The organism is Glutamicibacter sp. AOP38-B1-38 (assembly GCF_052377485.1).
Taxonomy (GTDB): Bacteria; Actinomycetota; Actinomycetes; order Actinomycetales; family Micrococcaceae; genus Glutamicibacter.
This window is the reverse complement of sequence record NZ_JBQSWU010000023.1, coordinates 1-21,989: the sequence shown is the minus strand read 5'-3', so window position 1 is coordinate 21,989 and position 21,989 is coordinate 1. Positions and strand designations below refer to the sequence as shown.

Annotated in this window: 18 protein-coding genes; 11 read left to right on the top strand and 7 right to left on the bottom strand. The window is 53.1% G+C overall.

Features of this window, described 5'->3' with window-relative positions:
• Positions 1 to 81: 81 nt before the first annotated feature.
• The 3 genes from ACT3TP_RS13625 to ACT3TP_RS13615 are packed head-to-tail and all read left to right on the top strand — an operon-like array spanning position 82 to position 2,996.
• Positions 82 to 1,011, top strand: a complete 930-nt coding sequence (locus tag ACT3TP_RS13625) for an ABC-three component system protein (RefSeq protein WP_444620810.1) — start codon at positions 82 to 84, stop codon at positions 1,009 to 1,011.
• Positions 984 to 1,256 (top strand): ABC-three component system middle component 6, encoded by a 273-nt coding sequence (locus ACT3TP_RS13620; protein WP_444620809.1) that lies wholly within the window; start codon positions 984 to 986, stop codon positions 1,254 to 1,256. The genes ACT3TP_RS13625 and ACT3TP_RS13620 overlap by 28 nt, the downstream gene beginning before the upstream one ends.
• The gene (locus ACT3TP_RS13615; protein ID WP_444620807.1) at positions 1,257 to 2,996 is read left to right on the top strand and encodes an ABC-three component system protein; all 1,740 of its coding nucleotides are present in this window, start codon (positions 1,257 to 1,259) and stop codon (positions 2,994 to 2,996) included. It begins immediately after the preceding gene.
• A 105-nt stretch (positions 2,997 to 3,101) separates the two neighbouring features.
• Here the strand turns inward: ACT3TP_RS13615 and ACT3TP_RS13610 are convergent, their stop codons facing one another.
• Together ACT3TP_RS13610 and ACT3TP_RS13605 are read right to left on the bottom strand one after the other, a co-directional pair.
• Positions 3,102 to 3,776 (bottom strand): FadR/GntR family transcriptional regulator, encoded by a 675-nt coding sequence (locus ACT3TP_RS13610; RefSeq protein WP_444620806.1) that lies wholly within the window; start codon positions 3,774 to 3,776, stop codon positions 3,102 to 3,104.
• Positions 3,773 to 5,038: an MFS transporter gene (locus ACT3TP_RS13605; RefSeq protein WP_444620805.1), complete on the bottom strand. Its 1,266-nt coding sequence runs from the start codon at positions 5,036 to 5,038 to the stop codon at positions 3,773 to 3,775. Before ACT3TP_RS13605 ends, ACT3TP_RS13610 begins: the two co-directional genes overlap by 4 nt.
• A gap of 231 nt (positions 5,039 to 5,269) precedes the next feature.
• Here ACT3TP_RS13605 and ACT3TP_RS13600 point away from each other — a divergent pair, with 231 nt between their 5' ends.
• The 5 genes from ACT3TP_RS13600 to ACT3TP_RS13580 all read left to right on the top strand — a co-directional run bounded on the left by ACT3TP_RS13600 (position 5,270) and on the right by ACT3TP_RS13580 (position 9,355).
• Complete coding sequence (locus tag ACT3TP_RS13600; RefSeq protein ID WP_444620803.1) at positions 5,270 to 6,436, top strand: metallophosphoesterase family protein; 1,167 nt, start codon at positions 5,270 to 5,272, stop codon at positions 6,434 to 6,436.
• A 364-nt stretch (positions 6,437 to 6,800) separates the two neighbouring features.
• Positions 6,801 to 7,418: an AbiTii domain-containing protein gene (locus tag ACT3TP_RS13595; protein WP_444620802.1), complete on the top strand. Its 618-nt coding sequence runs from the start codon at positions 6,801 to 6,803 to the stop codon at positions 7,416 to 7,418.
• Positions 7,415 to 7,753: a hypothetical protein gene (locus tag ACT3TP_RS13590; protein WP_444620801.1), complete on the top strand. Its 339-nt coding sequence runs from the start codon at positions 7,415 to 7,417 to the stop codon at positions 7,751 to 7,753. The genes ACT3TP_RS13595 and ACT3TP_RS13590 overlap by 4 nt, the downstream gene beginning before the upstream one ends.
• A gap of 463 nt (positions 7,754 to 8,216) precedes the next feature.
• A complete protein-coding gene (locus tag ACT3TP_RS13585; protein WP_444620800.1) occupies positions 8,217 to 8,639 on the top strand; it encodes a recombinase family protein in 423 nt (140 codons plus the stop codon).
• Positions 8,636 to 9,355: a helicase C-terminal domain-containing protein gene (locus ACT3TP_RS13580; protein ID WP_444620799.1), complete on the top strand. Its 720-nt coding sequence runs from the start codon at positions 8,636 to 8,638 to the stop codon at positions 9,353 to 9,355. Before ACT3TP_RS13585 ends, ACT3TP_RS13580 begins: the two co-directional genes overlap by 4 nt.
• A gap of 958 nt (positions 9,356 to 10,313) precedes the next feature.
• On the opposite strand, the gene ACT3TP_RS13575 is transcribed toward ACT3TP_RS13580, so the two are convergent.
• A complete protein-coding gene (locus tag ACT3TP_RS13575) occupies positions 10,314 to 10,796 on the bottom strand; it encodes a DUF6416 domain-containing protein (protein ID WP_444620798.1) in 483 nt (160 codons plus the stop codon).
• A gap of 410 nt (positions 10,797 to 11,206) precedes the next feature.
• Positions 11,207 to 12,466 carry a phospholipase D-like domain-containing protein gene (locus ACT3TP_RS13570; RefSeq protein WP_444620797.1) on the bottom strand — a complete coding sequence of 420 codons (1,260 nt, stop codon included), beginning with the start codon at positions 12,464 to 12,466 and terminating at the stop codon, positions 11,207 to 11,209.
• An 84-nt stretch (positions 12,467 to 12,550) separates the two neighbouring features.
• On the opposite strand from ACT3TP_RS13570, the gene ACT3TP_RS13565 reads away from it, so the two are divergent.
• Positions 12,551 to 14,182, top strand: coding sequence for an Eco57I restriction-modification methylase domain-containing protein (locus ACT3TP_RS13565; protein ID WP_444620796.1), 1,632 nt, complete (start codon positions 12,551 to 12,553; stop codon positions 14,180 to 14,182).
• A gap of 243 nt (positions 14,183 to 14,425) precedes the next feature.
• Positions 14,426 to 14,854 (top strand): LexA family protein, encoded by a 429-nt coding sequence (locus ACT3TP_RS13560; protein ID WP_444620795.1) that lies wholly within the window; start codon positions 14,426 to 14,428, stop codon positions 14,852 to 14,854.
• A 456-nt stretch (positions 14,855 to 15,310) separates the two neighbouring features.
• Here ACT3TP_RS13560 and ACT3TP_RS13555 read toward each other — a convergent pair whose 3' ends face one another.
• The 3 genes from ACT3TP_RS13555 to ACT3TP_RS13545 all read right to left on the bottom strand — a co-directional run bounded on the left by ACT3TP_RS13555 (position 15,311) and on the right by ACT3TP_RS13545 (position 20,413).
• Complete coding sequence (locus ACT3TP_RS13555; RefSeq protein ID WP_444620794.1) at positions 15,311 to 16,267, bottom strand: DUF4062 domain-containing protein; 957 nt, start codon at positions 16,265 to 16,267, stop codon at positions 15,311 to 15,313.
• 217 nt (positions 16,268 to 16,484) lie between these two features.
• Positions 16,485 to 18,278, bottom strand: a complete 1,794-nt coding sequence (locus tag ACT3TP_RS13550) for a UvrD-helicase domain-containing protein (RefSeq protein ID WP_444620793.1) — start codon at positions 18,276 to 18,278, stop codon at positions 16,485 to 16,487.
• Positions 18,275 to 20,413 (bottom strand): AAA family ATPase, encoded by a 2,139-nt coding sequence (locus ACT3TP_RS13545; RefSeq protein ID WP_444620792.1) that lies wholly within the window; start codon positions 20,411 to 20,413, stop codon positions 18,275 to 18,277. Before ACT3TP_RS13545 ends, ACT3TP_RS13550 begins: the two co-directional genes overlap by 4 nt.
• A 385-nt stretch (positions 20,414 to 20,798) precedes the next feature.
• Here ACT3TP_RS13545 and ACT3TP_RS13540 point away from each other — a divergent pair, with 385 nt between their 5' ends.
• Entirely contained in the window at positions 20,799 to 21,782 is a 984-nt protein-coding gene (locus ACT3TP_RS13540) for an integrase (RefSeq protein ID WP_444620791.1), read from the top strand.
• Positions 21,783 to 21,989 lie beyond the last annotated feature (207 nt).

The following is a 21,989-nucleotide window of genomic DNA, read 5'->3' as shown; positions in this document are numbered from 1 at the left end:
TCTCTCTGAAGGTTCGTGTTAGACAGCGACTTCTTGCAGGAATGAACTGAGTTCCCTGAATCCTATCTTGACGGGAGAATAATGGATTTTGACGAACGCATGGCACTCCGGCCGGTCCTTTGGTCGGTTATGCATGAGCGAACAGGTGCTGCTTTTGAGTCGCTTTTTCACGACATAATGTCATTGTGCGATCCAACATTTGTCGATGTTCGGACTCACGGCAAACTCGGTGACAAAGGAAGCGATGGGCTCTCCCTTTCAGGCAAGAAACTCTACGCTTGCTACGCACCTGAAGTTCCCAGTTCTTCCGCAACAATTAAAAAGTTGAATGGGGATGTGGAGAGCGCATTTCGCCAACGGTCCGGACAGTTTTCCACCTTTGTTTTCGTGCACAATGACTCTCGTGGCGTGCATCCCGACGTCGCGAGTCGGTTGGCTGAGCTTCGCTCGCAGCATGATCAAACCAGATTTGAATTAATTGGCACGAGACAACTTCGAGACATGCTGGGGCGCTGCGATATTTACGATGTCGAGCAGGTGCTCGGACGCCAACTGCCGCTAAACCATGCCATCGGTATTGGACTAGACGAAATGTCAGAATTGCTCAAAATTCTTGCCAAGTCCCGAATTACAGACAACGATCCACCTAACTTGGGGCCGATCTCAGCTTTCAAGCTCGTTTACAGTGCGCTAACTCCAGAGACTCAAGCGGAACTACGCGACGGTATGAAACACAGTGATGTAATTGATTCCTACTATTCAGATCGAATCGATGCTATGGAACGGGACGAAGTCGCAGCATCTTTTCATCGTGAGTACAAGGAATTACGCGAAAATTGGGATGACCCAGAAGAGATACTACTTGGTCTAAGGACTTTCTTGGGTGGTTCGCGTCCGGCGACTGGACCCGTATACAGGGCGCAGACAGCAGTACTCTCAAGCTTTTTCCAATCATGTGACATCTTTGAGGATGCACCCGATGGATGGACACCTCAGGTGGCTTTGACATGATCATTCCTACCAAAGGCATTTCGCCGCAGCGCGCATTGTTGTCGATTTCAGCCCAAATAATCCAAGTTCTCGATAGACCATTGACAGTAACAGAGACGTGGAATCTCATACATAAATGGCGTCACGATCATAATGCGAAAGAGCCAATATCATTCATTTGGTTTTCGTATGCTCTTGATCTACTTTTCGCCTGCGGAAATATCTATTACGACGAAGGCCTCCTACGCAGGATCAAGGACAAATAAATGCTCGGCAAAATTACCTCCCAGATACCTGAATTCAAAACTGTGACTTTCCAACGAGGTTTCAACATCCTCATTGCTGAAAAGAGCAACGAATCTTCTGATACAGACAGCCGCAACGGAGCAGGGAAGTCGTCGCTAATTGAAATTCTTCACTTCACACTTGGCCTAAGTCGGCTCACAGATTCTGTGCTGCGAAAAGAAGCATTGAAGAATTATTCCTTCACCTTAACACTAGATTGGAATTCGAAAGTCCCTCAGGTCTCCGTAACAAGGTCTCTCACGAAACGAAATCAAATAGTCTCAACTCCAAACGCCATTGATGCCGGTCAGCATGTTGGCGCGATGGGATCGGCTACCAATCGCGAGTGGACAGAAGCAATCGGGCGAGACCTGTTTTCTTTTCCGCTGAACCACGCCGGGTTGAGCGCCCGTGGCCTTGTTTCTCTGTATGTGCGACGCGACAGCCAGAAAGGATTCAACGATCCGATCTCGACGTTTCCTCGCCAATCCATAACCGAAGCCACAACTAATATTGCATATCTGCTTGGACTAAATTGGCGCCTTGTTTCTAACTACCAGAACATCGCGGCACGTGAACGTCTCAGGAAGGAACTTACCAAAGCCACGAAAGACCCAATTTTCGGATTAGTAATTGGGTCGGCGTCAGAGCTTCGTGGTCAAATCGTAGCCGCAACCAGACGCGTCGAAGAACTTTCTACTGAGATAAAAAAGTTCAATGTCGTACCAGAGTATGAATCTATCCAACGCCAGGCAGATGAAATCGATGAGAAAATACGCAATTCTCGCATGCGCGATGCGGCAGATCGACGAAATCTTAGCGATTTTGAGAACGCTCTAGCTTCAGAATCCGAGCCAGATGCAGAATACGTCTTTAGAGTTTATCAGGAGTTGGGACTTGTACTGCCAGATTCGGTAACAAGGACATATGACGAGGTCCTCGAGTTCCATGCTTCAGTCACGCTGAACAGACGGACTTATCTTGAAACCGAGCTCGCAGCCACACGCAACCGCATTGAAAACCGGACGGAAGAACGGAATAAACTAGGAACGGAACATGCGCGGCTTCTGAATATCCTCAACGAAGGCGGGGCGCTAGACGCGTACACGGAGATCACAACACGATTATCAACGGCTGAGGCTCAACTAGATTCGCTTCGCTCACGATTCGATACGGCCAAGAAACTTGAGGCGACAAAATCTGAAATCAAACTGGAACGCCTCACGTTGAAACAACAAATTGCACAAGATCTTGAAGAGCGTGCTACCCAGGTGGCCACAATCAACGAGCTCTTCCAGCGTTTTTCTGCAGCTCTCTACAGTCCTGACCGGGAGGCATACATCCAAATCGACCCCTTGGAGACGAGTCTAAAGATCAGACCTCACATCGGTGGTGAAGATAGCCGCGGTATCGGGCAGATGACGATGTTTTGTTTTGATTTAACTTGGGCAGTGATTGCACACCGTGAAGGGCACGGCCCTGATTTTCTAGTACACGATAGCCACTTATTTGATGGCGTCGATGAAAGACAAGTTGCTCGCGCCTTTAAATTAGCGGTCGATATTTGCGAGCAAGAAGATATGCAATATATCGTGACGATGAACTCTGACGACTTATCTAAGACTGAAACGTTCGGATTCGATCCGAACCCGTACATAATCGACCCAAAACTCTATGACACCTACGAGCACGGTGGTCTATTCGGCATTCAGTTCATGTAAGTTAAATCTTCAGAGGCTTCGAGTAGTGAATCGACCGGCTGATATCCACGTGACGGCCAAAACTTGACGATCATTCGAAAGGAACCGAGCTTCACGAGCCAATGGTTAAGGCATCCAGCTCATGCAGTAATCGAGGTTAGCAATGACTGTTCGGGCGGCCGCTTCGTCGTCGGCGGCTTCGATGGCATCCACCAGGGACTCGTGCCCTTCGCGCAAGCACCCGTCGAAGCCATCAGCAAGACGCTGTACCATTTTCGTGCCGTGGAAGACGTCGCCGAAGCTCTCGTAAATCTCATGCAGCAGCGGAACGCCAGAGGCGCGCGCCACTTCAAGGTGAAACTGCCAGTCAGCCTGCGACCAAGTCTGGTAATCCTGTTCCCGCCAAGCATCGCTTCGCTGGCCCAGCAGAGTGCGCAGCCGTTCAACCACTGTCGCCTCAGCAGCTTTCGCAGCGAGCCGCGCGGCCTGTGTATCCAAAGCAAAACGCACTTGCAGTACGTCCTGGTCGGAGTGTTCCCGGTAGACCCGTTGCGCGGTTCCGCTGATTTCACTGGTGGCCCGCACATAGGTGCCGTCTCCCCGGCGAACTTCGAACATGCCCGTGCGCGCCAGAGCCTTAATTGCTTCGCGCAGCGTGCCGCGCGAAACACCCATTTCGGCGATCAGCTCGGGTTCTGCCGGAATGCGATCCCCTACCGCCCAGCGTCCCTGCGCCACGGCATCGCTCAAGCGGGCAACGACCTCATCGGCCAGCGGTGGGCGCGTTGGCATGTTACTCATGAGCGCTCCACCTCGGCCGAACCATCAACTTCGACCAACTGCCGGGAATCGGCCTCGGTGCGCAGGCCTCCGAGCTTAAAGCAGAACACCAACTGAACCACCGCGAATGCCAGCACTATCGCCAGGCCCAAGGTCCAGGATCCCAAGGCGCCTTGCATCAGACCCAGTACGAACGGGCCAAGGGCTGCAATCAAGTAGCCTACCGACTGAGCCACCGTGGACAGGGCCGTGGTTTCCTCCGCGCTTCCACCGCTGCGGCTGAGCATAAGCATAACCAGCGGGAAGACACCGAATCCCAGTCCGATGAGGATCGAGCTGATCAAGGACAATTCCACGGGCAGAACCAGCAGGGCTAGGAAGCCAAGTACCGAGCAGCTTGTGGTCAGCAGGAAAGCACTTCGCAGCAAACCGGGCTTCGAGGCCATCCAGAGCATGATCAACACGGCCGGGATGCTCACTCCCTGCACGATTCCGAGCATCAGCCCGGCGGCAGCTGGTTCCAGCCCGCGCGAGATGAGAATATGCGGCAACCAGCTGACCACCGTGTAGACCAGCAAGGACTGAATTCCGAAGACCGTGGTGAATAGCAGCCCCTTGCCCGTGGCCAGCAGCGGCCAGGGTGAGACATGCACGCCCGCAGCGGGCTTCGCGCGGTTTCCCGCGAAAGACAAGGGCACAAAAGCCAGCAGTGCCAAGGTGGCCGGTATCGCCCAAAACGCCAAGGCGGTTGTGGGCGATCCGACTTGCATTGCCAGAGGGATGCTGACCGCGGAGGCGAAGGTGGCGCCGATTGACATGGTTGTCGTGTAGGCGGCGGTCATCGAGGCCGAACGGTGTCCGTGATGTTCGCGGATGAAGGAAGGCATGGCGACGTTACAGATAGCCAGACCACTCATGCCCACCACAGTGCCTGCCAATAGCGCCCAAGTCGAATCGACAACTCGCAGGGCCAAGCCAGCCGTAAGCAGCAGCAAGGAAAGAGCAATGCCCAATTCAAGGCCGGTCCGGCGAATCACCATGCTGGTTGCGGCACCAGCCACCGCGAAGCAGAGCACCGGAATGGTCGGCAGCAGCGAGGCAATAAAGGTGCCATAGCCCAGCATCTCCTGCAGCTCGTGGAAGAGCGGTGACGCGGAGGCGATGCCCATACGCAGGTTCAACCCGACGAGGATTACCGCGGCGACGGCAAGGGCACCGACCACCCACGGGGATTTCCGAGCTTGCGGGGCATCGGGCGGGACGGGCTGTTCAGCTGAGTTCACGATCACGTTTAAACATTAGACGTTTGATGTTTGCCTCGACAAATCTTGTGAGCTGTTGCACGCCCGAATCGGCAGGAATCCCGAAGGTGCATGTTCTACAGCTTTATTTACGGGCAGGGGCAGGAAGCGACTACCAACGTTCACTGTCTGGTCACTAGCCAGCTCTACGCTCTAGTGGTTATCAGCCAACTAATTCATACTGGCTACCTTATTCATGTGAAAGGCACACCTATGAGCAATTCTTCTGTCCCCCGTCGCGGAGTTTTGATCGGCAGCACAGCTGCCGCGATTACCGGACTCCTTGCTGCTAGCAGCACAGCAGCGACCGCAGCCCCGGCCAAGAAAGCCCCAGCAGCTACCCCGAAGCTCAAGTTCGCGGCAGACGGCAAGTTCAAAATCGTCCAGTTCAACGACACCCAGGATGGCCCGCGCACCGATCGCCGCACCCTGGAGCTGATGGACAAGGTGCTGGATACCGAAAAGCCGGGCTTCGCACTCATCAACGGAGATGTCATCAATGGTTCGCCGAAAACCACCACCGAGGTCAAGCAGGCTATCAACAATGTTGTCCAGCCAATGGAATCCTGGGGCATCCCCTGGGCGCTGACTTTTGGCAATCATGATGAGGACTCGATGCCCAATGGCACGAATATGACGGATGCCAAAATTCTCGATTTCATTCGCGGCTACAAGTTCAACACCAATTCGAAGAATGACAAGATCCAGGGCGAATCGAACTCCCAACTGCTGATCGCCTCATCCAAGAACGCCAAGCCCGCCTTCGGCATCTGGCTGCTTGATTCCAACCGCTACGCGCCAAAGACCATTGGCGGACAGGACTTCGAGGGTCTCATGTCCTACGACTGGATCCGACCCGAGCAGATCGCTTGGTACCGCGACGCTTCCCAGGCAACCGAAGCGCGCTATGGCAAGGTCCAGTCTCTGATGTTCTTCCATATCCCTCTGTGGGAGCACCACCACATGTGGTACGGCTCCCAGTTCACCTCGAATGATGCCGACCATGAGAAAGCCGTGGCCAAGCACTCCATCGAAGGAGTCAAGAACGAAGGGATCTACGTGGGTGCCTTCAACTCCGGCATGTTCACTGCCCTGCAGGAGCGCGGCGACGTACGCGGTGTGTACTGCGGCCACGACCACATCAATACGTTCAAGGGAGACTACTACGGCATCGAACTCGGCTACGCCCCGGGCACCGGATTCGGCACGTACGGTCTGGGCGGTACCGAGAACCACGAGCTTCGTGGAGCCCGAATCTTCGAACTCGACGAGAACAAGGACGGGGTCTACACCGGAACTCGTACGGTATTCGCCAAGGATCTGGGAGTCGACATGAGCGCGAAGGCGCAACCGCTCGATGAACCACTGCCGATGCCATAGTCAATATCGCTTGCTGCGCGCTGAATATTCAGCGCGCAGCATTGTTCCAGAGTCGATTCTGAAAGTACCGAGTCGTTGCGATTTTGGATTAGTTCGTGTTGCGCGAAATTAAGCTGCTCAATGTCTCGCACAGTATTTACGGTTGGCGTTCAATCCAAGCTGCGGCTTCGCCCAATGCCTCGCATATCTCCTTCCACTGTGAAGCTCAGGAATAGTTAGAAACCTGACTCAACGCCAATCGAACCATCTGTTACGGGAATCCTCACAACCAGGCTGGGTCGAAACCACCTGAGCAGTGTTCGGAGGGAAACAAAAGCAAGAGGCAAGGTGCTATAGCGTCGGCTCCGACGCTTACGATATCCTCATGACAACAACTCTGCTGCAATCTCTCCGTGAGCGAATTCTCGATGAGTCTGAGTCCTTAGCAGGACTCTTGCGTAAATGCTTAGCTTTAGGCGTGGAAACCAAATCCAACGCGCTACGAGATTGGGCACGCAATGAACTACATGGATATGGTAATGACGATGATCTTCCCGAATACCGCAAACTTCGATCTCCTCCAATAAAGATGGACTCCATGAGCGGAAATTACTCTACGACAGGGCAGATCATCACGCGCTTGCAAGTCCCACCTAAACCACGCGAATTTATTGCAGAGAAGTTTATCATTCAACAACCGGTTGAAGAGCTTGAAGAACTCGCCAAAGAGAAATCTCTTTCATTCTCTTCTGAAGGACTGAGTTACGCACAGTCGCTCTGGAACTCAAATCTGAATCCTTTCCAACAAATTATCAACATGTCATATACAATGAACGGTTCCGCAATCACAGGAATACTCAGCAAAATCCGTACACAGCTAATGGAGCTAATTATGGATCTTACTTCCGACACCCCGCTCACTGATCTCCCTCGAAAAGACCGAGTTGATCAAGCGGTTAGCCAACACATCGGAACCCAATACGTCACGACAATCCATTCATGACAGCTCAACTCAACGGGCCTTCCGCCATTGGTCATCGGGCAAGCGCCGCAACTCATGGTCTTAGCATCCAAGACGCAGTAGAACTGCTCACAGTTGCACGGCAAACAGCAATAAAAGTTGTTAGAAATCAAGAAACACAGATGGCCGTTACAAAAGTTATCGACGATCTTCGCGAGACAGTACAAGGGCAAACTGCCACAACTGGAGATGTTATCCAAAGGGTTGGTAGACTCCGCGCACTGGCTACGGCTGTAGGGATCCCAACCCTTGCATCAGTTGTTGGAAGCGCCACCGAAGCAATCACTGAGCTGGCCTTATCGGGAGCTTTCGGTTAGAGAGACTCCGCCATCCAATTTTTTAGGATTCTGACCAGCCGGTTCTCCATCGGCGAGCACGAATCCTGTTCGCACAACAGTCGCATTTATTGAAGCTGCGGGAGCAGACACTGAACCTTGCATATGGACCTGTAGTGGAATGTCTAGAGAATCCTAAATACCGAAGACGCAGAAGCCATAAGACAGTCGGAATATTCTCAAGTCGTTCCTAGAGCAGATCGGTCGAGGGGTGCAGGAGAGCACCACTGAAATTGAAAAGCTGCCATTCGTACCTGAGAACGAATGGCAGCTTTCCATGTTCCGAAAAGGGTCATATATGACACACCGATCAGGAAGTTCGAGCAAAAGTCGCCGACAATTGAAAACTCAACAGATTTTCAAGGCCACTTCGTCGCAGAACCCAGTGTCATAAACTATGTAGTGAAAACGTTCCTGCCTCACGAGTATTGATACATTAAGACCTATGGGACAGCTCCTCGGAGACGCCAGAGTCTCCACCAGCGACCAAGACGCACAACTACAACTCGACGCACTCGCTTCAGCAGGCTGCTATCGCATATTCACCGACGCCGCTTCCGGCTCCCTCGAATCTCGTCCCGAGCTTGATAAGCTCCTGGGCCAGATCCGTCCCGGCGACACTCTCGTGGTCTGGCGGCTTGATCGTCTCGGCCGGTCCATCCGCCACCTGAATAACCACATAGATGTGCTGCAACAACAGGGCATCGAGTTCAAATCCCTGCAGGAAAACATCGACACAAGCTCTTATGGCGGACGGCTCGTGTTCAACATTTTTGCGCCCTTGGCGGAGTTCGAGCGAGACCTCATCCGTGAACGTACCAAGGCCGAGTACACAGTTTCGCCGACGCTCAACGCCAAGTCTTTTTGACCGCCACCCTCGCCAATGACAGCGCCCTGATCACAGATTTCGACGCCGATCCAGCATTGGTGGGTGAACCAATTCAATTGCTCACTGCGGGTGACACTTGTGAGCGCATGCTGCTGGCTCCTAAGGAGACTAATTCCTCCATCACGGAGGACAACGGTCGAGCCAAGATTGCGAAGCTCAGCGAAAAACACAACACCTTGGTGATCATTCCCAGCGACAAGGCGATCGCGACGTGGAGTGCGTACAGCACGACTATTGCAACCAAGGTCAATCTGACTAAGGTTGTCGCCTCAATACGATCGAAGAAACATGTTGGACTCGTGATCGCCGTGAATGAATACGACGGGATTGACCTTCCTGACGATGCGTGTCGGATCTTGGTGATTGACCGGCTACCACAAGCGTTTAGCGGCGATGAGCGCTTGGAATCCCTGATGCAGCGGAGTCTTGGTGGAGTGGACGATCGCCAGGTCCAGAGACTTGAACAAGGTATGGGGAGGGTGCTCCGAAGCAATGAGGGTCACTGTGTCGTATTTCTTATCGGGCGTCGACTTGCGCAACTAACAGTTAACCCTCGAACGCTGGAGCGGTTCAGTCCTTCGACCCAAGCGCAGCTCAAGGCATCCCATGTGATGGCCAAAGATCTAGATAATCAGCCGCTGAGCAAGATCATGGACACTGCATGGCAGTCCCTACCCGTGACTCCTATTGGGTGAAATTCGCGAAGAGCCAGCTCCGCTCCCCTGTTCCATCCCCGCTAGAGTCGACGCGTCGGCTATCGAGATGCGTCGTGCCTTCGACTCAGCTTTTGCCGGAGATTTCGAAGGTGGGTCGACTCGTCTGGTTGCTGCAGCCGAAGCCTACGTTGACCCTTGACAGGCGGGCCAGCTCCTGGAACAAACGGCTGCATACGCGGAAAGGTATAATCCGACACAAGCTAAAAACCTCCTTGCTCAAGCGCGGAGCAAGAATCTATACGTGCTGCAGCCAATGACAGGGAATACGTATCGCCCACTCACGTTCGCTGGTTCGCAGGCTGCCAAGGTGGCGCAACGTGCCACGAGTATGTTCGGCACACCGCAAGCCTGCGGGTCGCGGTGGAAGGTATTCTCGCTCGTCTTCGCTTCAATCCCAAGGCGACAGAGGAGTTCGAGGAGGCAATCTTGGAACTTGTCTTATTCCTCGGCATTGGCGCACGAAGACCTGAGAGGGGACTCGGCCAAGGACCAGACAATCTCTGGGCGGTAGAGCCGAGCTAATTCTGGGTGATTGAGGTAAAGAGTGGCGCTATGGGTGGGTTCATCAGCAAGAGGGATTCAGGTTAGCTGGGAGAAGCAGCGCAGTGGTCCGGACGTAAATATCCCGCTGATCAGGCTGCTACTCCTGTAATGCTTCACCGTGAGAGAAAGTTGCACAACACCGCCTCCGGGCCAAGCGGAATGCGAGTCATAAATGCCTTGCTCCTCGACGAGCTGAAGTCAGATGCGCGGGCGCTAACTGAAAGTCTAGCCACCAATGGCTGGTCAGATCTTTCCGATGTGGCGCGACTCTTGAATGGTCACAAGCTCGACGCTACGGGGCTCGCTGGACGACTCGTTGCCACAACTGGGGGAACTGTTTAGCGGCCGTCAGATAGGCATCGTTCCAGCCCGTTAAGATTGGTCACCACCCCGGCTAGAGATCACGAGCGGGACCATTGGCTGCCTTGCGCAACAGTTCAGCGACTTTCGGCTCCATTGTATAAACATCACCTTCCCAACCCCATATGTAGTGCCAACGACCGCCGAAAGGTGTGCTGTACATAGGCAAGTTGGCGCGACGAATTGCCTTGCCTACGCCGCCCAGAATCCCAGCAATTCCTGACTTTCCCTTGGGATGCTGTACGTCCTTTGCGACCTTCTCCGCGGATAGAGAAGCTGTGGAATCCTTGGCCGCTCTAGCCATGTAAAGAAGCACACTGCGGCCTGGCACTGATAACTCTCCCCAGAATTTCTCCGCAATTTTGAGCGCATCATCGGTTTCTACCCAACCGGGGAGGAGCCTCGAATCGGCTACAAGCGGTGCAGTAAGGTCGGGCACGTTAGTGAGGAACTCGCCGAAGCGGATGTAAAACTCTTCCACGCGATGATCGGGAACGTGAACTGTGATCTGGAACAAAATTGAACCCCTAAGATAGGTTGTGAGATACCTTAGATCATCTTTCCATATGTCAGCGTTTCACGCAAGATACCTTGAAGGTATCTTGTCATCGGGTCTACCCGACCACCTGGGCGTGTCATAACCCATAATTTGTGGTGCGCTCAAGTCAATAGTTTCCTAAGTGCCATTACGACAAGGCCAACTAACGAAAAGCGTTAACGGGGATTCTAAGATTTTCCTCAGATAACTGCAGATAAATATACGGCGATTCCGGATGAGGGCGATCCAATACCTAGTCGCAGGATCTCAAAGTTACTCGGACAGACGGTTACTCTCCGATTATCTCCGTATCTCCTTGAAATCCGCCAAGCTCAAACCGACGCGGCAAGATAAAGATTCCATCTATGATCGAGCTCGTGATACACAAATTAGACCATGTAGTCGCCACGAGGGGCTTGGGAAATCACGAGATTGTACCCATCATTAGTGGTGCGCTCAAGACTGATATAGAGGCCTATGTAATTTGTTTCCCTCAGTTGAGGGGACAGCACACCCCAGTGAAGGACAGTCGCAACATTCCCCTGGCCCGAAATTCTTGCTGGATCGTGGCTAACCCTTAGATCCTGTGTGCCGAAATCCGTACCGTCAATCCATGCGTGAAACCCTACGACTACTTCTTGCTCTGATTTTTTACCCTCAGACGGAGTCCAGGGAAGCCCACCGAAGAAATCTTCGCGGAAGTAGACAGTGTGGTCGATGGTAGCCGCTTCTCGGCTAAGGCGAAGATTACCGGTAGGGTTACTTTTTGCTGATTTCACCTGTTGCGCAGCAGTATTATCGAGTTCCTTGAACCAGCGCCGCTGGACGTTGTTCAAAGGCAAAGGGGCAGGCCCTGCCAGCGCTGGCTCTTTCACCGTCGCGGATGTTATTGCGGACTTATTTCTCGGGATCGAAGAATTCTTTGGTCCGTTCCCACTGGGTTTCGAAATAAGTGGAGCGATCTTCGAGCTAAGCCCAGGAAGCTTGCGCAATCCTTCAAGAACGGGCTTGAATAAGCCACTGATTGTCGCTACGACCGCACTGTCGTTGTCTTCTGGTGTATCTGATTTGTTCTTCTGCACTCGTCGCGCGCGGGTCTCCGATCCAATAACGATGTCTCCGCTTCGTTCGAGATCCTTAATGAGGTCGGCTGATAACCGACTGCACGATGACGGCTGAGTTATGAGGTTATCGAACCATCTGGATACCTCATCGGTAACATCTTTGCCTTCGTCTGCATCCCAATCGACCCACATCGAAGCCTCATAATTCCAGCTGAGCCCACCTGCCGTAAGATTACTAGAGCCGACTAGAAGAGAGCGTTCACCAGATATCGACGAGGCAAAGTAGACCTTCGGGTGAAATGTACGTTGAGGGTCATGGAAGACATAGCTGTGATCAGATATCTTGAGGGCCATTTCCAGTCCTTCTTTGGTTGCACCGCCCTCACTAACCCCCAGAATCAGAAGTACCTTTCCTCCATTGCCACGGAACTCCTCGAGCGCATCCCATAGCCGACCAAGCCCCGAGCGCTTGGCCCACGCAACAGCAATCTTGAGTTCGACGTATCCATTGCTCGTTGCATGCTCAATGAAGTCAACAAGGTTTGCTTGGCCTGCGAACGGTTGGCCGACGAATTGTAATTTCATAAATCAAGGATCGCATGAGAGTCACTGCATGCAGGACAAAATCTGCGATAGACTAGGACTTCAGTAACTGAAGTAGAGGATAAAATGCGGACACGTGACGAAGTAAGTGAAAACAAACTACGCGGAGGATTTTATTCACCTGAAGTCTTAGTGGACCTGTGCATCAGACGCTCAATGGAACTACTAGACGGCCGATCGAACCTCCGCGTACTTGAGCCGTCTTCTGGTGACGGCGCGTTTCTGCGAGGAATAAGCCGAAACAACCTCTCCCATCGCATCAAACTCATCGAGGCAGTCGAACTCCTAGGCAGCGAAGCCGCTAAGTCTGCAGATACACTAAACTCAGCATCTCTGCCAGGCCGGGTAGTCAACGAAAATGTGCTCACCTGGTCACAAGACCAAAATGCCGACTTCGATTGGGTTCTTGCGAATCCTCCCTACGTCCGTTTCCAGTTCATCTCCGACCAGGACAAACAGAGGGCGCGAGAAATAAGCGCAGAGCTGGGCGTTACTGGTTCATCAGTATCCAATCTTTGGATACCCGTCTTCTTACTATCTCTTGAGAAGCTGCGTGAAGGGGGCGTCTTCTCAGTTATCCTCCCCACCGAGTTCCTAACCGGAATTTCTGCTAAAGCTGTTCGCAACTGGCTGTTACATAACACTATCGATCTCACCATCGACCTTTTCAAACCGGGTTCTTTCCCCTCCGTCCTCCAAGAGGTCTTGATACTAAGTGGTCGAGCATGCTCGGATTCCGTTACTGATTCAGTTATCCAGTTCCATGATCACAACGGGGGTATCCGCTCTTGGAATCACGTAGTTTCACCGAGCGCAGGAACATGGACCAATTACCTACTAACGCCTGCGCAGAATGCCGCGCTGACTGCTGTTCAATCAATCACCGACGTTCGACCTCTTAATAGCGTCGCGCGATTCAGTGTTTCGACGGTAACTGGTGCGAATGGTTACTTCTGCGTAGATTCTTCGCAAATCGTCGCATATAACCTTGAGGAATGGGCGATTCCATTGCTCCCTCGCTCGCGACATGCAGAAGGTCTTATCTTCACCGGCGAAGAGCAAAAAGCGCTATCCGATGCCGGCCACCCTTCTTGGCTTTTAAGCTTCGCTGCCACAAAATCCTCGCCTGAGGACCACCAGCTCGCGAAGCTCTATTTAGAAGAAGGAACCCGCCAAGAAATCGATCAACGCTTCAAGTGTCGTGTACGCACGCCGTGGTACCGCGTACCTGTCGTCCCCTCTGGCGACCTGCTACTTTCCAAACGCTCGAACAGGTTCCCACGAGTAATTTCCAACCACGCAAGAGTAGTGACGACCGATACGATTTACAAAGGTCAAATTCTTGCGGGCTCTGCTATTAGTGCAGATGATTTCACTGCAACATTCCATAACTCGCTTACAATGCTTTCTGCCGAAGTCGAAGGGCGGAGCTTTGGCGGAGGTGTGCTCGAACTCGTTCCTAGCGAAGTTAACTCGCTGAAGGTTCCTGTCGTCCCTGGAGCTGCATCCGAGCTCATGAAACTCGATGAGATATCCAGAACTTCCAAAGATCCAGAATCTCTTGTCGAAGCAACTGACGCGCTCCTCACTCGACTCATTCCGGAGCTTGACCAACAGGTAATGAGCGTCTTAAACGAGGCTCGGCACGTGCTAATGGATAGACGGCTGCAACGCACCCAATCGAAGTTCTACTCCTGAGGGTAATTGGAATATACCTTCCAGTATCAGCAACAGGCGCCTGTTGAATTCGAACTCCTGTATGGATGTTTCAGACATTTAGTCCGCGCAGTTTCCAAAAAGTGCAAAATACTGTCGAATAACCATCCCACCTCTTTGCCCGGTGTGGCATCAAAAACAAACCCTCAGCCGACAGCTCTACACTCAAGTATTAGAATAAATATTCTTAGAAAAAGTGTAGTACTGAAAGTTAATCGAATACAAGTGTGCGCGCTGACCTCACCGCCGCAGCGCGTGATCGAGGTGGCACTGGACCGCGTCCCGGCCGGATTCCCCTCCCCCGCCCAGGAGTACTCAGACGCGAAAATCGACCAATCCGAGATACTGATCCGCTACCAGATCTCCACCTTCATCGTGCGAGTCTCCGGCGATTCCATGCAAGGCGCCGGCATCAGCGACGGGGATGAACTGATCGTAGACCGCTCCATGCAACCTAAGGACGGGTATGCGGTCATCGCGGTCACCGACAGAGAAATGACCGTCAAGCGCCTGATCACAACACCACGAGGCGTGGTGTTGAAAGCGGAGAATCCGAACTACCCTGACCTGCCGGTCGCCGAATTATCGGATTTTCGGATATGGGGTGTGGCCACCACATGCCTCCACCACCTCGAGGCTCCTCTGCCGAACTGAACCAGGAGTACATCGCGCACATGGACGTGAACATTCACTTAACTGAAGCATGTTGCTGGGTCACCCAATGACCGAATTGTCACTCGGATTGAATTAGGGGGAATTGATCACATCGAAGTGTCTCGGTCGGAGTGCGGTGACAAACGAGGTTGGTAGGTAAACGAGCCCGTATGTCAAAAACCTCAACAACCAGTAAGCGTTCGATGTCTGCGTAGCCACAATTGGGGGCAAAATCGGAGGAGTTCCGCAATGCGCAGGCATCCCTGGAACATGCGCGAGCGTACAAATAGAGGATCTGGCCAGAGCTCGTCTGTTGCTGTCCAGCAGCCCACTAATATTGCATGGTTAGGGGAGAAAAATGTCTAACTCCAGCAAGTTATGATCGGGTATTCTGCTGTCCAGGCGGGACGACCGAAGTTTATCTCGCGCGTTGCGCCTAAGTTTCTATGCGTTGTTTCATTGCTGCCGTTTGATGGCATGAAGAGCAACGAGGTAGTCGTCGCCTGCCTTCGTGAGCCTCAAGTAGGTGTCTTTGTCCGTGGTACTTCGTTTTTTTGTGCCAACCGCAACGATCTTCAACGCACGTAGTTGCGTCAAAACTATTCCCCAAGTTGCCGCTGAAAGTTCGAGCGAAGGGTCTAATTCAGTGGGCCACTTGGTGTTCTTCTTGTATACGTCCTGAGCAACGTATTTATTGATCGCATTTCGAAGCTGAGTCTCTGAGGCTTCATCTACCATGTGCGGTCCTATGGCCTTGATGAAGTCGTCCCAGGTGTAAGTGCTGCTTTGGTTCACGCGTTTACGATTGTAAGGACTGCCGCTTTCGAAGATCCAAGACAGCTTCACTGAGTCGGAACCGTATTGGAAGCTCGTGTCCAACGCAACAACTTCGGCAGGCATCGATTCTTCTGCGTGCACTCGCTTCAAACGCTCTACCTCGGCCTTGAGCTCTGCGATCTCGGTACGTGTTTCAGGGGTCATCGCCTGGTCGCCGCGAACCCAGCCAGGACGCTGGTGTGCCTTACGGAGTTGAGAGAGTCCGCGTGCAACCTTTCCGCCTAGATCTTCTGCATTCTTGTAGTCTTTCGTTACTCGGGTTTGCACCTTTTCCTGAAAGGCAGCTAGCTTCTGCGCAGCCACGTCGCTTTTATCAGTTTTCCCTCGAGGAATAGCGTCGGGCTCAGCTGGGACGAAGCCCATGACTGGAATTCCTTCAGCTACCGCGTAGTCGTATTCTTGCTCTGTGTAGCTGATTCCCTCAGCGGACATGCTGCCGTAGCGTCCGCCGATTACGACGAGGTAGTAGTCGCATTGGTCGATTACGCCCTTGATTAGCGTCATTTGGTCTTCGTTGGCGGCGGGGAACATTTCCATGCCAGCCGGGATACAGTCCATTTCTAGTAGTGACTGCATGATCTCCGGCGTTCTTCTTTCAAGTCTGCGAACGTGGAGCTGATAAACACTTGATGCCTGCGATCCATACTTACACCATCCCATAGAAGTGAAAAGTAACTATGGAAGCTGAGTGCGAGGTCTTGGACTCAGAGCAAGGACGCCGCTCATTGACGATGGTTCGCTCCATCGCACAAGGCCAATGAGTCTCCGTGAGGCGTCTCACTGTTGTTACTTGTCAGAAGTCGTCATATTTGTATGAGAGTCCCCGCAATGGGATTGAGGTTTCGTATTCGCCGAAACTTCCCCCACGATTGCGCCCCCGTTCGGCAATCAAGTGAAGGTTCTTGCGGGCCCGGGAGCCAATCACGTACAGCAACCGTTTGGCACCATTGAGCTGATCCGCGTCACTGAAATGCGGGACCATTCCGTCCATCAGCGCAAATGCGATTACGGTGTCGAACTCCGCTCCTTTGACCCCATGAATGGTCGAGACGGTGATGCCTGACCGCGGGCGGAACGCCTTTCTAAATACGTCGATGTCTGTCGCGAACGGCGTATCCTCTCGGAGGAGCCGATCGATACGTGTCTGCGATTCTCGGAAAAAGGCCTCGTGCTGCCCGACGAGCGTGGATACCGTCGAAAAGTCAATTCGGAGTCTTTCGAAAAACTCGTCAAAGTATTCGCGCAGGTAGTCGAGTCCTTCAAGAGCAGACAGATGGATACCATTCGACAGCCTGAGCAAGGACCTCGGGTCTAGATCCCCGGTGCTGATTGATGCTGCGTTCAGTTCATTAAGGATTTCGCGCGCCCAGCGAAGCCGGGATACGAACATCCTTGGCGAGGATTCAGTCAGTCCAATCCTCGCGAGTTTGTACCAGAAGTTGTCGTGATCTCGCGCGAAAGGCATCATTCCCGGACCATCAAACTCGAACTCAGGCAGGGCAGCTACGAGCGATCGCGTCAGTGAACCCAGGTGGGCCCACCATGGAGCCAATACGCAGATTTCACTCGGAGCTATGCCTAATTCGTCGACGTTGTGGCGTATGAGCCGAACGATCTCATTTTCGAGGTTAGATCTCTGGAGATTTTCATTGAATGTCACCTCGCTCGCATAGCTGACATGGGGCGAAGCTGGCATGATGGGGCTTCCGGTCACCTTGAAGTTGCCGAAGTACTCGATGATCCGAGCAGATGATCGATAGTTCTTTGACAGCTCCATTTTTCTAATCGTCATTCCGGTCTGCACAGAGTAGTCCCGGGGATCCACGGCGTAGCCGCCTAGTGAGGAGAAAATGGCTTGGTTAGGGTCGCCGACTATCAGCGTTCGCACTTCGCCGCCTCCGGCCCGGAGTATGGATGCAATGATCTCGTACTGAATCTCGCGGGTATCTTGATACTCGTCGATCGCGATAAAGGCGAAGACTTTTGCAAGTAGTTTGCTGATTGCCGGGCGAAGTTGAATGAGCTCTAGGGCATATAGAAGTATGTGCTCAAAGTCGAGCATTTGCTCGCTCTCGAGTTTGGCAAAGTATTGATCGAGCACCGTGTCCACGGCCCGATGTTTTCGGGTGTCCTGCACTTGGAGCACCCTTCTGGACGTCGTAAAGTGATAGCCGCAGTCGTAGAAAGTGATTCGTGGCGTATAACCAGAGCACAAGGGAGTGATAATCTGCTCCGACTCGTGCGAGTTGATGATTTGAAATCCGTTTTGAAGTTTCGGGTGGTAGATCCCGTAGGGGCGAATGATCCATTCAAGACAGAACGAATGAATTGTTCCAATCCAGAGCTGTTCGGTGTCGACACCCAGCTCCGTGATGCGCTCTTCAATCTCCTCGGCGGCGCGATGCGTGTAAGTGATCGCGACGACGTACTGGCGCGGAGAGGTGAGCTTCTCTAACTCTGCCGCTACCTTGTGCGTCAAGGTTCGGGTTTTGCCACTTCCGGGGCAGGCGATCAGAATAACGTTTCCAGACTCCGTGATCGCTGCCCGCTGTTCCCTGTTGAGAAGGTATTCGGTCCGGCTGTTCATCGCACGAAGACCTCGAGGAAGTCGTTGATCTCATCGTTCTGAAATGTCTGTTTAGCGAGATCAGCAAGATTTTTGAGTGTTTTGTTCCCCTGGCGGAATTGCCCGAGTTCATGAGCAAACTTCTTTGACTCGCCTTCATCGCAGGATCCTTCTTTAATCAGCGTGTCTAGGCGGTAGGTCAAGATATTGAACCAGACCTCGTCCGACAGAACCGGATTCGCGAAGTGAATGGCTTCGATCAAGTACCGAGGTATCGAAATGTGGGGAGTAACAGTCGATGCCAAGTGCACGGCGAACCATCCTTTGCCTTGCTTCTCGGCCATCCGCAAAACAACTCTTCCGAACCGGGCGAGGTCGCCTGAGGACAACGCCGACTTTGCAAAGTTGCGGGATAGCTTTGTCTTCCAGCTCTCCCCTACATGTTCCTTGACCAGCTCGCTATTTCCACTCTCGACAAAGTCAACCTCGAATGTATGTGCCGCATAGAAGACGTCAACCCATTGGTTTTTGTTAGCAAATGCGTCAAGTCGTGCTTTGCGCTCAATACCGCTTTTTGCGGATCGAGCCATCATTTTGCGCCTCTTGGCGCGAGTTTCATCCTCGTCGCCCGAATCAATCACCTCGATCGGTGCATCCAAGTCGGTGATGATTGCACAGCGCTTCCGTATTCGCTCGTCATGGAAAAGACATGCGACGTTTTCAAAGCCGGTACTTCGAATGTTAACGAGACTCGTCCCAAATTCATCGAGGCCGATCCCCAAGAGCTTTTTGATCATGACGGGAATGAGGATCTCTTCCGCGTCCCCCTCTACCAGGACAACGCTGCGCGCGAAGAGCAAGTTGCTCCGAACCGCATCGAGGTATCTCTGGACGTTTCGGACGAGCTTATCGTCAAGCCCCTTCGCCGGTTGGAACGCTTCCACGACACCGGATTCACGCCCGAGGATGTTCATGTTCCTGACGTTGCTGACTTCGGAAATCTGGGTCGAATGCGTCGAATAGATAATCTGCGTCGCGTCGTAGTTCAGGCGGTCGAACAGGGTTTTCTGGATGTGAGTATGGATGTGCGCTTCGGGTTCCTCGATGAGAAGAAAGTTTGCAATCGGCATTGTGGCCTGGGAGTACTTGAACTCCAGCAACTTCAGGGTCAAGTAGATGAGGTTCGCGCCGCCCAAGCTCAATTGGTGGATGCCTCCTTCAAAGCCTACTCCGTCTTCCCCCACGAACAGTTTCAGAGACTGGAAGAGGTGATCCGCGTCTGACGGTAAGTCAGATCGAATATGCAACGATGATGGCGAGTATGCGTCGCCGACAGTCTCGCTAATCGTCTGTCTAATGTCCTCGGTTATAACGCCAACATCGGGCCAGTCTTCAATTGATTGATTGAGGTCAACGACTTTGTCGGCAATTACCTTGAAAGCGGTGAGATCTATCGCGCCGCTCTTGCTTTTCAGGAGATTACGGAGGGGATTAGGACGGTTCTCCTGAAAGTCGCGGACTACGTCGCGTAATGCCGGCACAAATGAGAAGGAAATTTCTTTGGCGACAGACAACTGCTTCGGCAATGTGGCACCGATCTCGGGAGGATGGAGCACACCACCAAACTCGACCGCGTCAAAGTCTCCGACCACAGACTTGTAGAAATTCGGGTCGACGAAGTCTCCGGTACTGCGCCCGGTGAAAATTGTTTCGTAGTCAGCGATCGTAATGTTCTTGCGGATTGCCGCAAGACCAACGTGGTCTCCCGAGGTCAGCTGCGATAGTTCGTGCCGAATTTCGCGCCGCGGACGGAAAATCAGGTTGTAGGTGGCGCGCTGGACGGAGTTCTCGTTGGCTACACCGGTTCCGTGCAGGAACAGCGCCTGGATCGATTCGTCGTCACTGACCTCGTCGAACTCGATGCTGATAACGATCCAGTGGCCCCTCCAATCTCCAAGTGGACGGTGAAAGTCCTCCTTGTTGAGTCGGTACGCGGACGGAAGCATATTGGCGTCGAGAAGCAGACGGACTGCTCGAAAGAGATTGGTTTTGCCTGCACCGTTCTCCCCAATCACGGTGTTTACTCCAGCCTTGAAGTCCAACGCAGTCGCAGCGAAGTTACGGTAGTTGACCAAGCTCAGTTTCGAGATGTGCAATTGGGACTTTCCTTTTCAAAATCATAGTTAAATGCCCCGCGACTGAGCGCGCGCTATTTTGTTTTCTTCTCGAATGCTCTAGCTTGAATACATCGAACTGAGCATCGAGGGCTAAGGCCCAGTATGGCAGTGCAGCTGCAGCCAGCTGAGCGCAACATGCCGCTGTATTCTATCGGTGGCGTCCGCTGACGAGCCAGTTCTCGCATCACAATAGTTGGCGTCGAATGAAACAAGGCTCCTGTGCATTGTTATAGAGCGCAACCCGTCTTCGTTGCAACGACCGTTAGAACTCGCCATACTACGTTGCGTCACAAGAAAACCTCAGCCAAAATATCTCTTGCTTCTCGGACCCTGCGGGTATCTGCTCAGCAGCATGGGACTGACAATGAGCGCGCGCAAACAAGTCACCAAACAACTCGCGAACAGCTACCGACTCGGCGCTAAAGCCGGGAAAACACGGATCCTGGATGAACTGGTCGAAATCACCGGCTGGCACCGCGACTACGCCCGCTGCGCCCTGCGAGAAGCAATGAAGCCCGCCAAACCACGGATCATCAGAGCAGGCAGGAAACCGACCTACCCGGCCGACCTGCAACCGGGCCTGATCCTGTGCTGGGCCGTCCTGCGTGGCTCAGCGTCGAAACTGCTGACTGCTTCCATGCCGTTTCTGGTGCCGATGCTGCGCGCCGAGAAAGCCCTGGACGTCACTGACGATCAAGCCGCTCTGCTGATCAAGATGAGCGCGTCAACGATCGACCGGCGCTTGGCTAACGAACGCCGGAAGATGATCCTTCATGGCAGGTCCCATACCAAGCCTGGCTCGCTGCTCAAGTCCCAAATTCCCATTCGCACGTGGGCCGAATGGGATGACGCGGTACCGGGATTTGTCGAGATCGATTTGGTGGGCCATGAAGGCGGCAACAGCCAAGGCGAATTCTGCTTCACCCGCTCCCGGTCAGGGAACAAGGACGACGGGGCGCACGTGGAACAGAAGAACTGGTCTCGGGTTCGTGAGCTCGCGGGTTACCAGCGCTATGACAGTCCCGAAGAGCTGGTATTGCTGAATCAGATTTGGGAGCTGGACCGGGTGTTCACGAACTATCTTCTGCCGCAGCAGAAGTTGCTGCACAAGACTCGCAAAGGGGCCAAGGTCATCAAGGTGCATGACCGGCCGGCTACTGCTCACCAGCGTGCGGGAGCGCATCCGGAAGTGAAGAAGATGCCGGTGATTCGGATGAACGGGCAGTTCAAGAAGATACGGGTCATGGCGTTGTCGCAGCAGATCTTTGGGTTGACCGGCAGCCTGGAGCGATTGTCGATATCTAAGTCCGGGTCCTCGGCCCGGCAGGCGAGGAAGGCCTCATCATGAGAAACCTGTTTCCCGGACGTTTTCATCTGACGTAACGTATCAGAGTTCCCGGAGGCATTGACATGACGCAACAGGTGGTCTGCGAAGCGTTTCGTCACTGAATAATCGGAACATCAATCTGATGGAGCGTCGTGCCATGGATATCGCTGAAGGCACGAGCCAGATGCGTAAAGCAAGGTTCGTGAAAACGGCTGGGACGAAACCTGC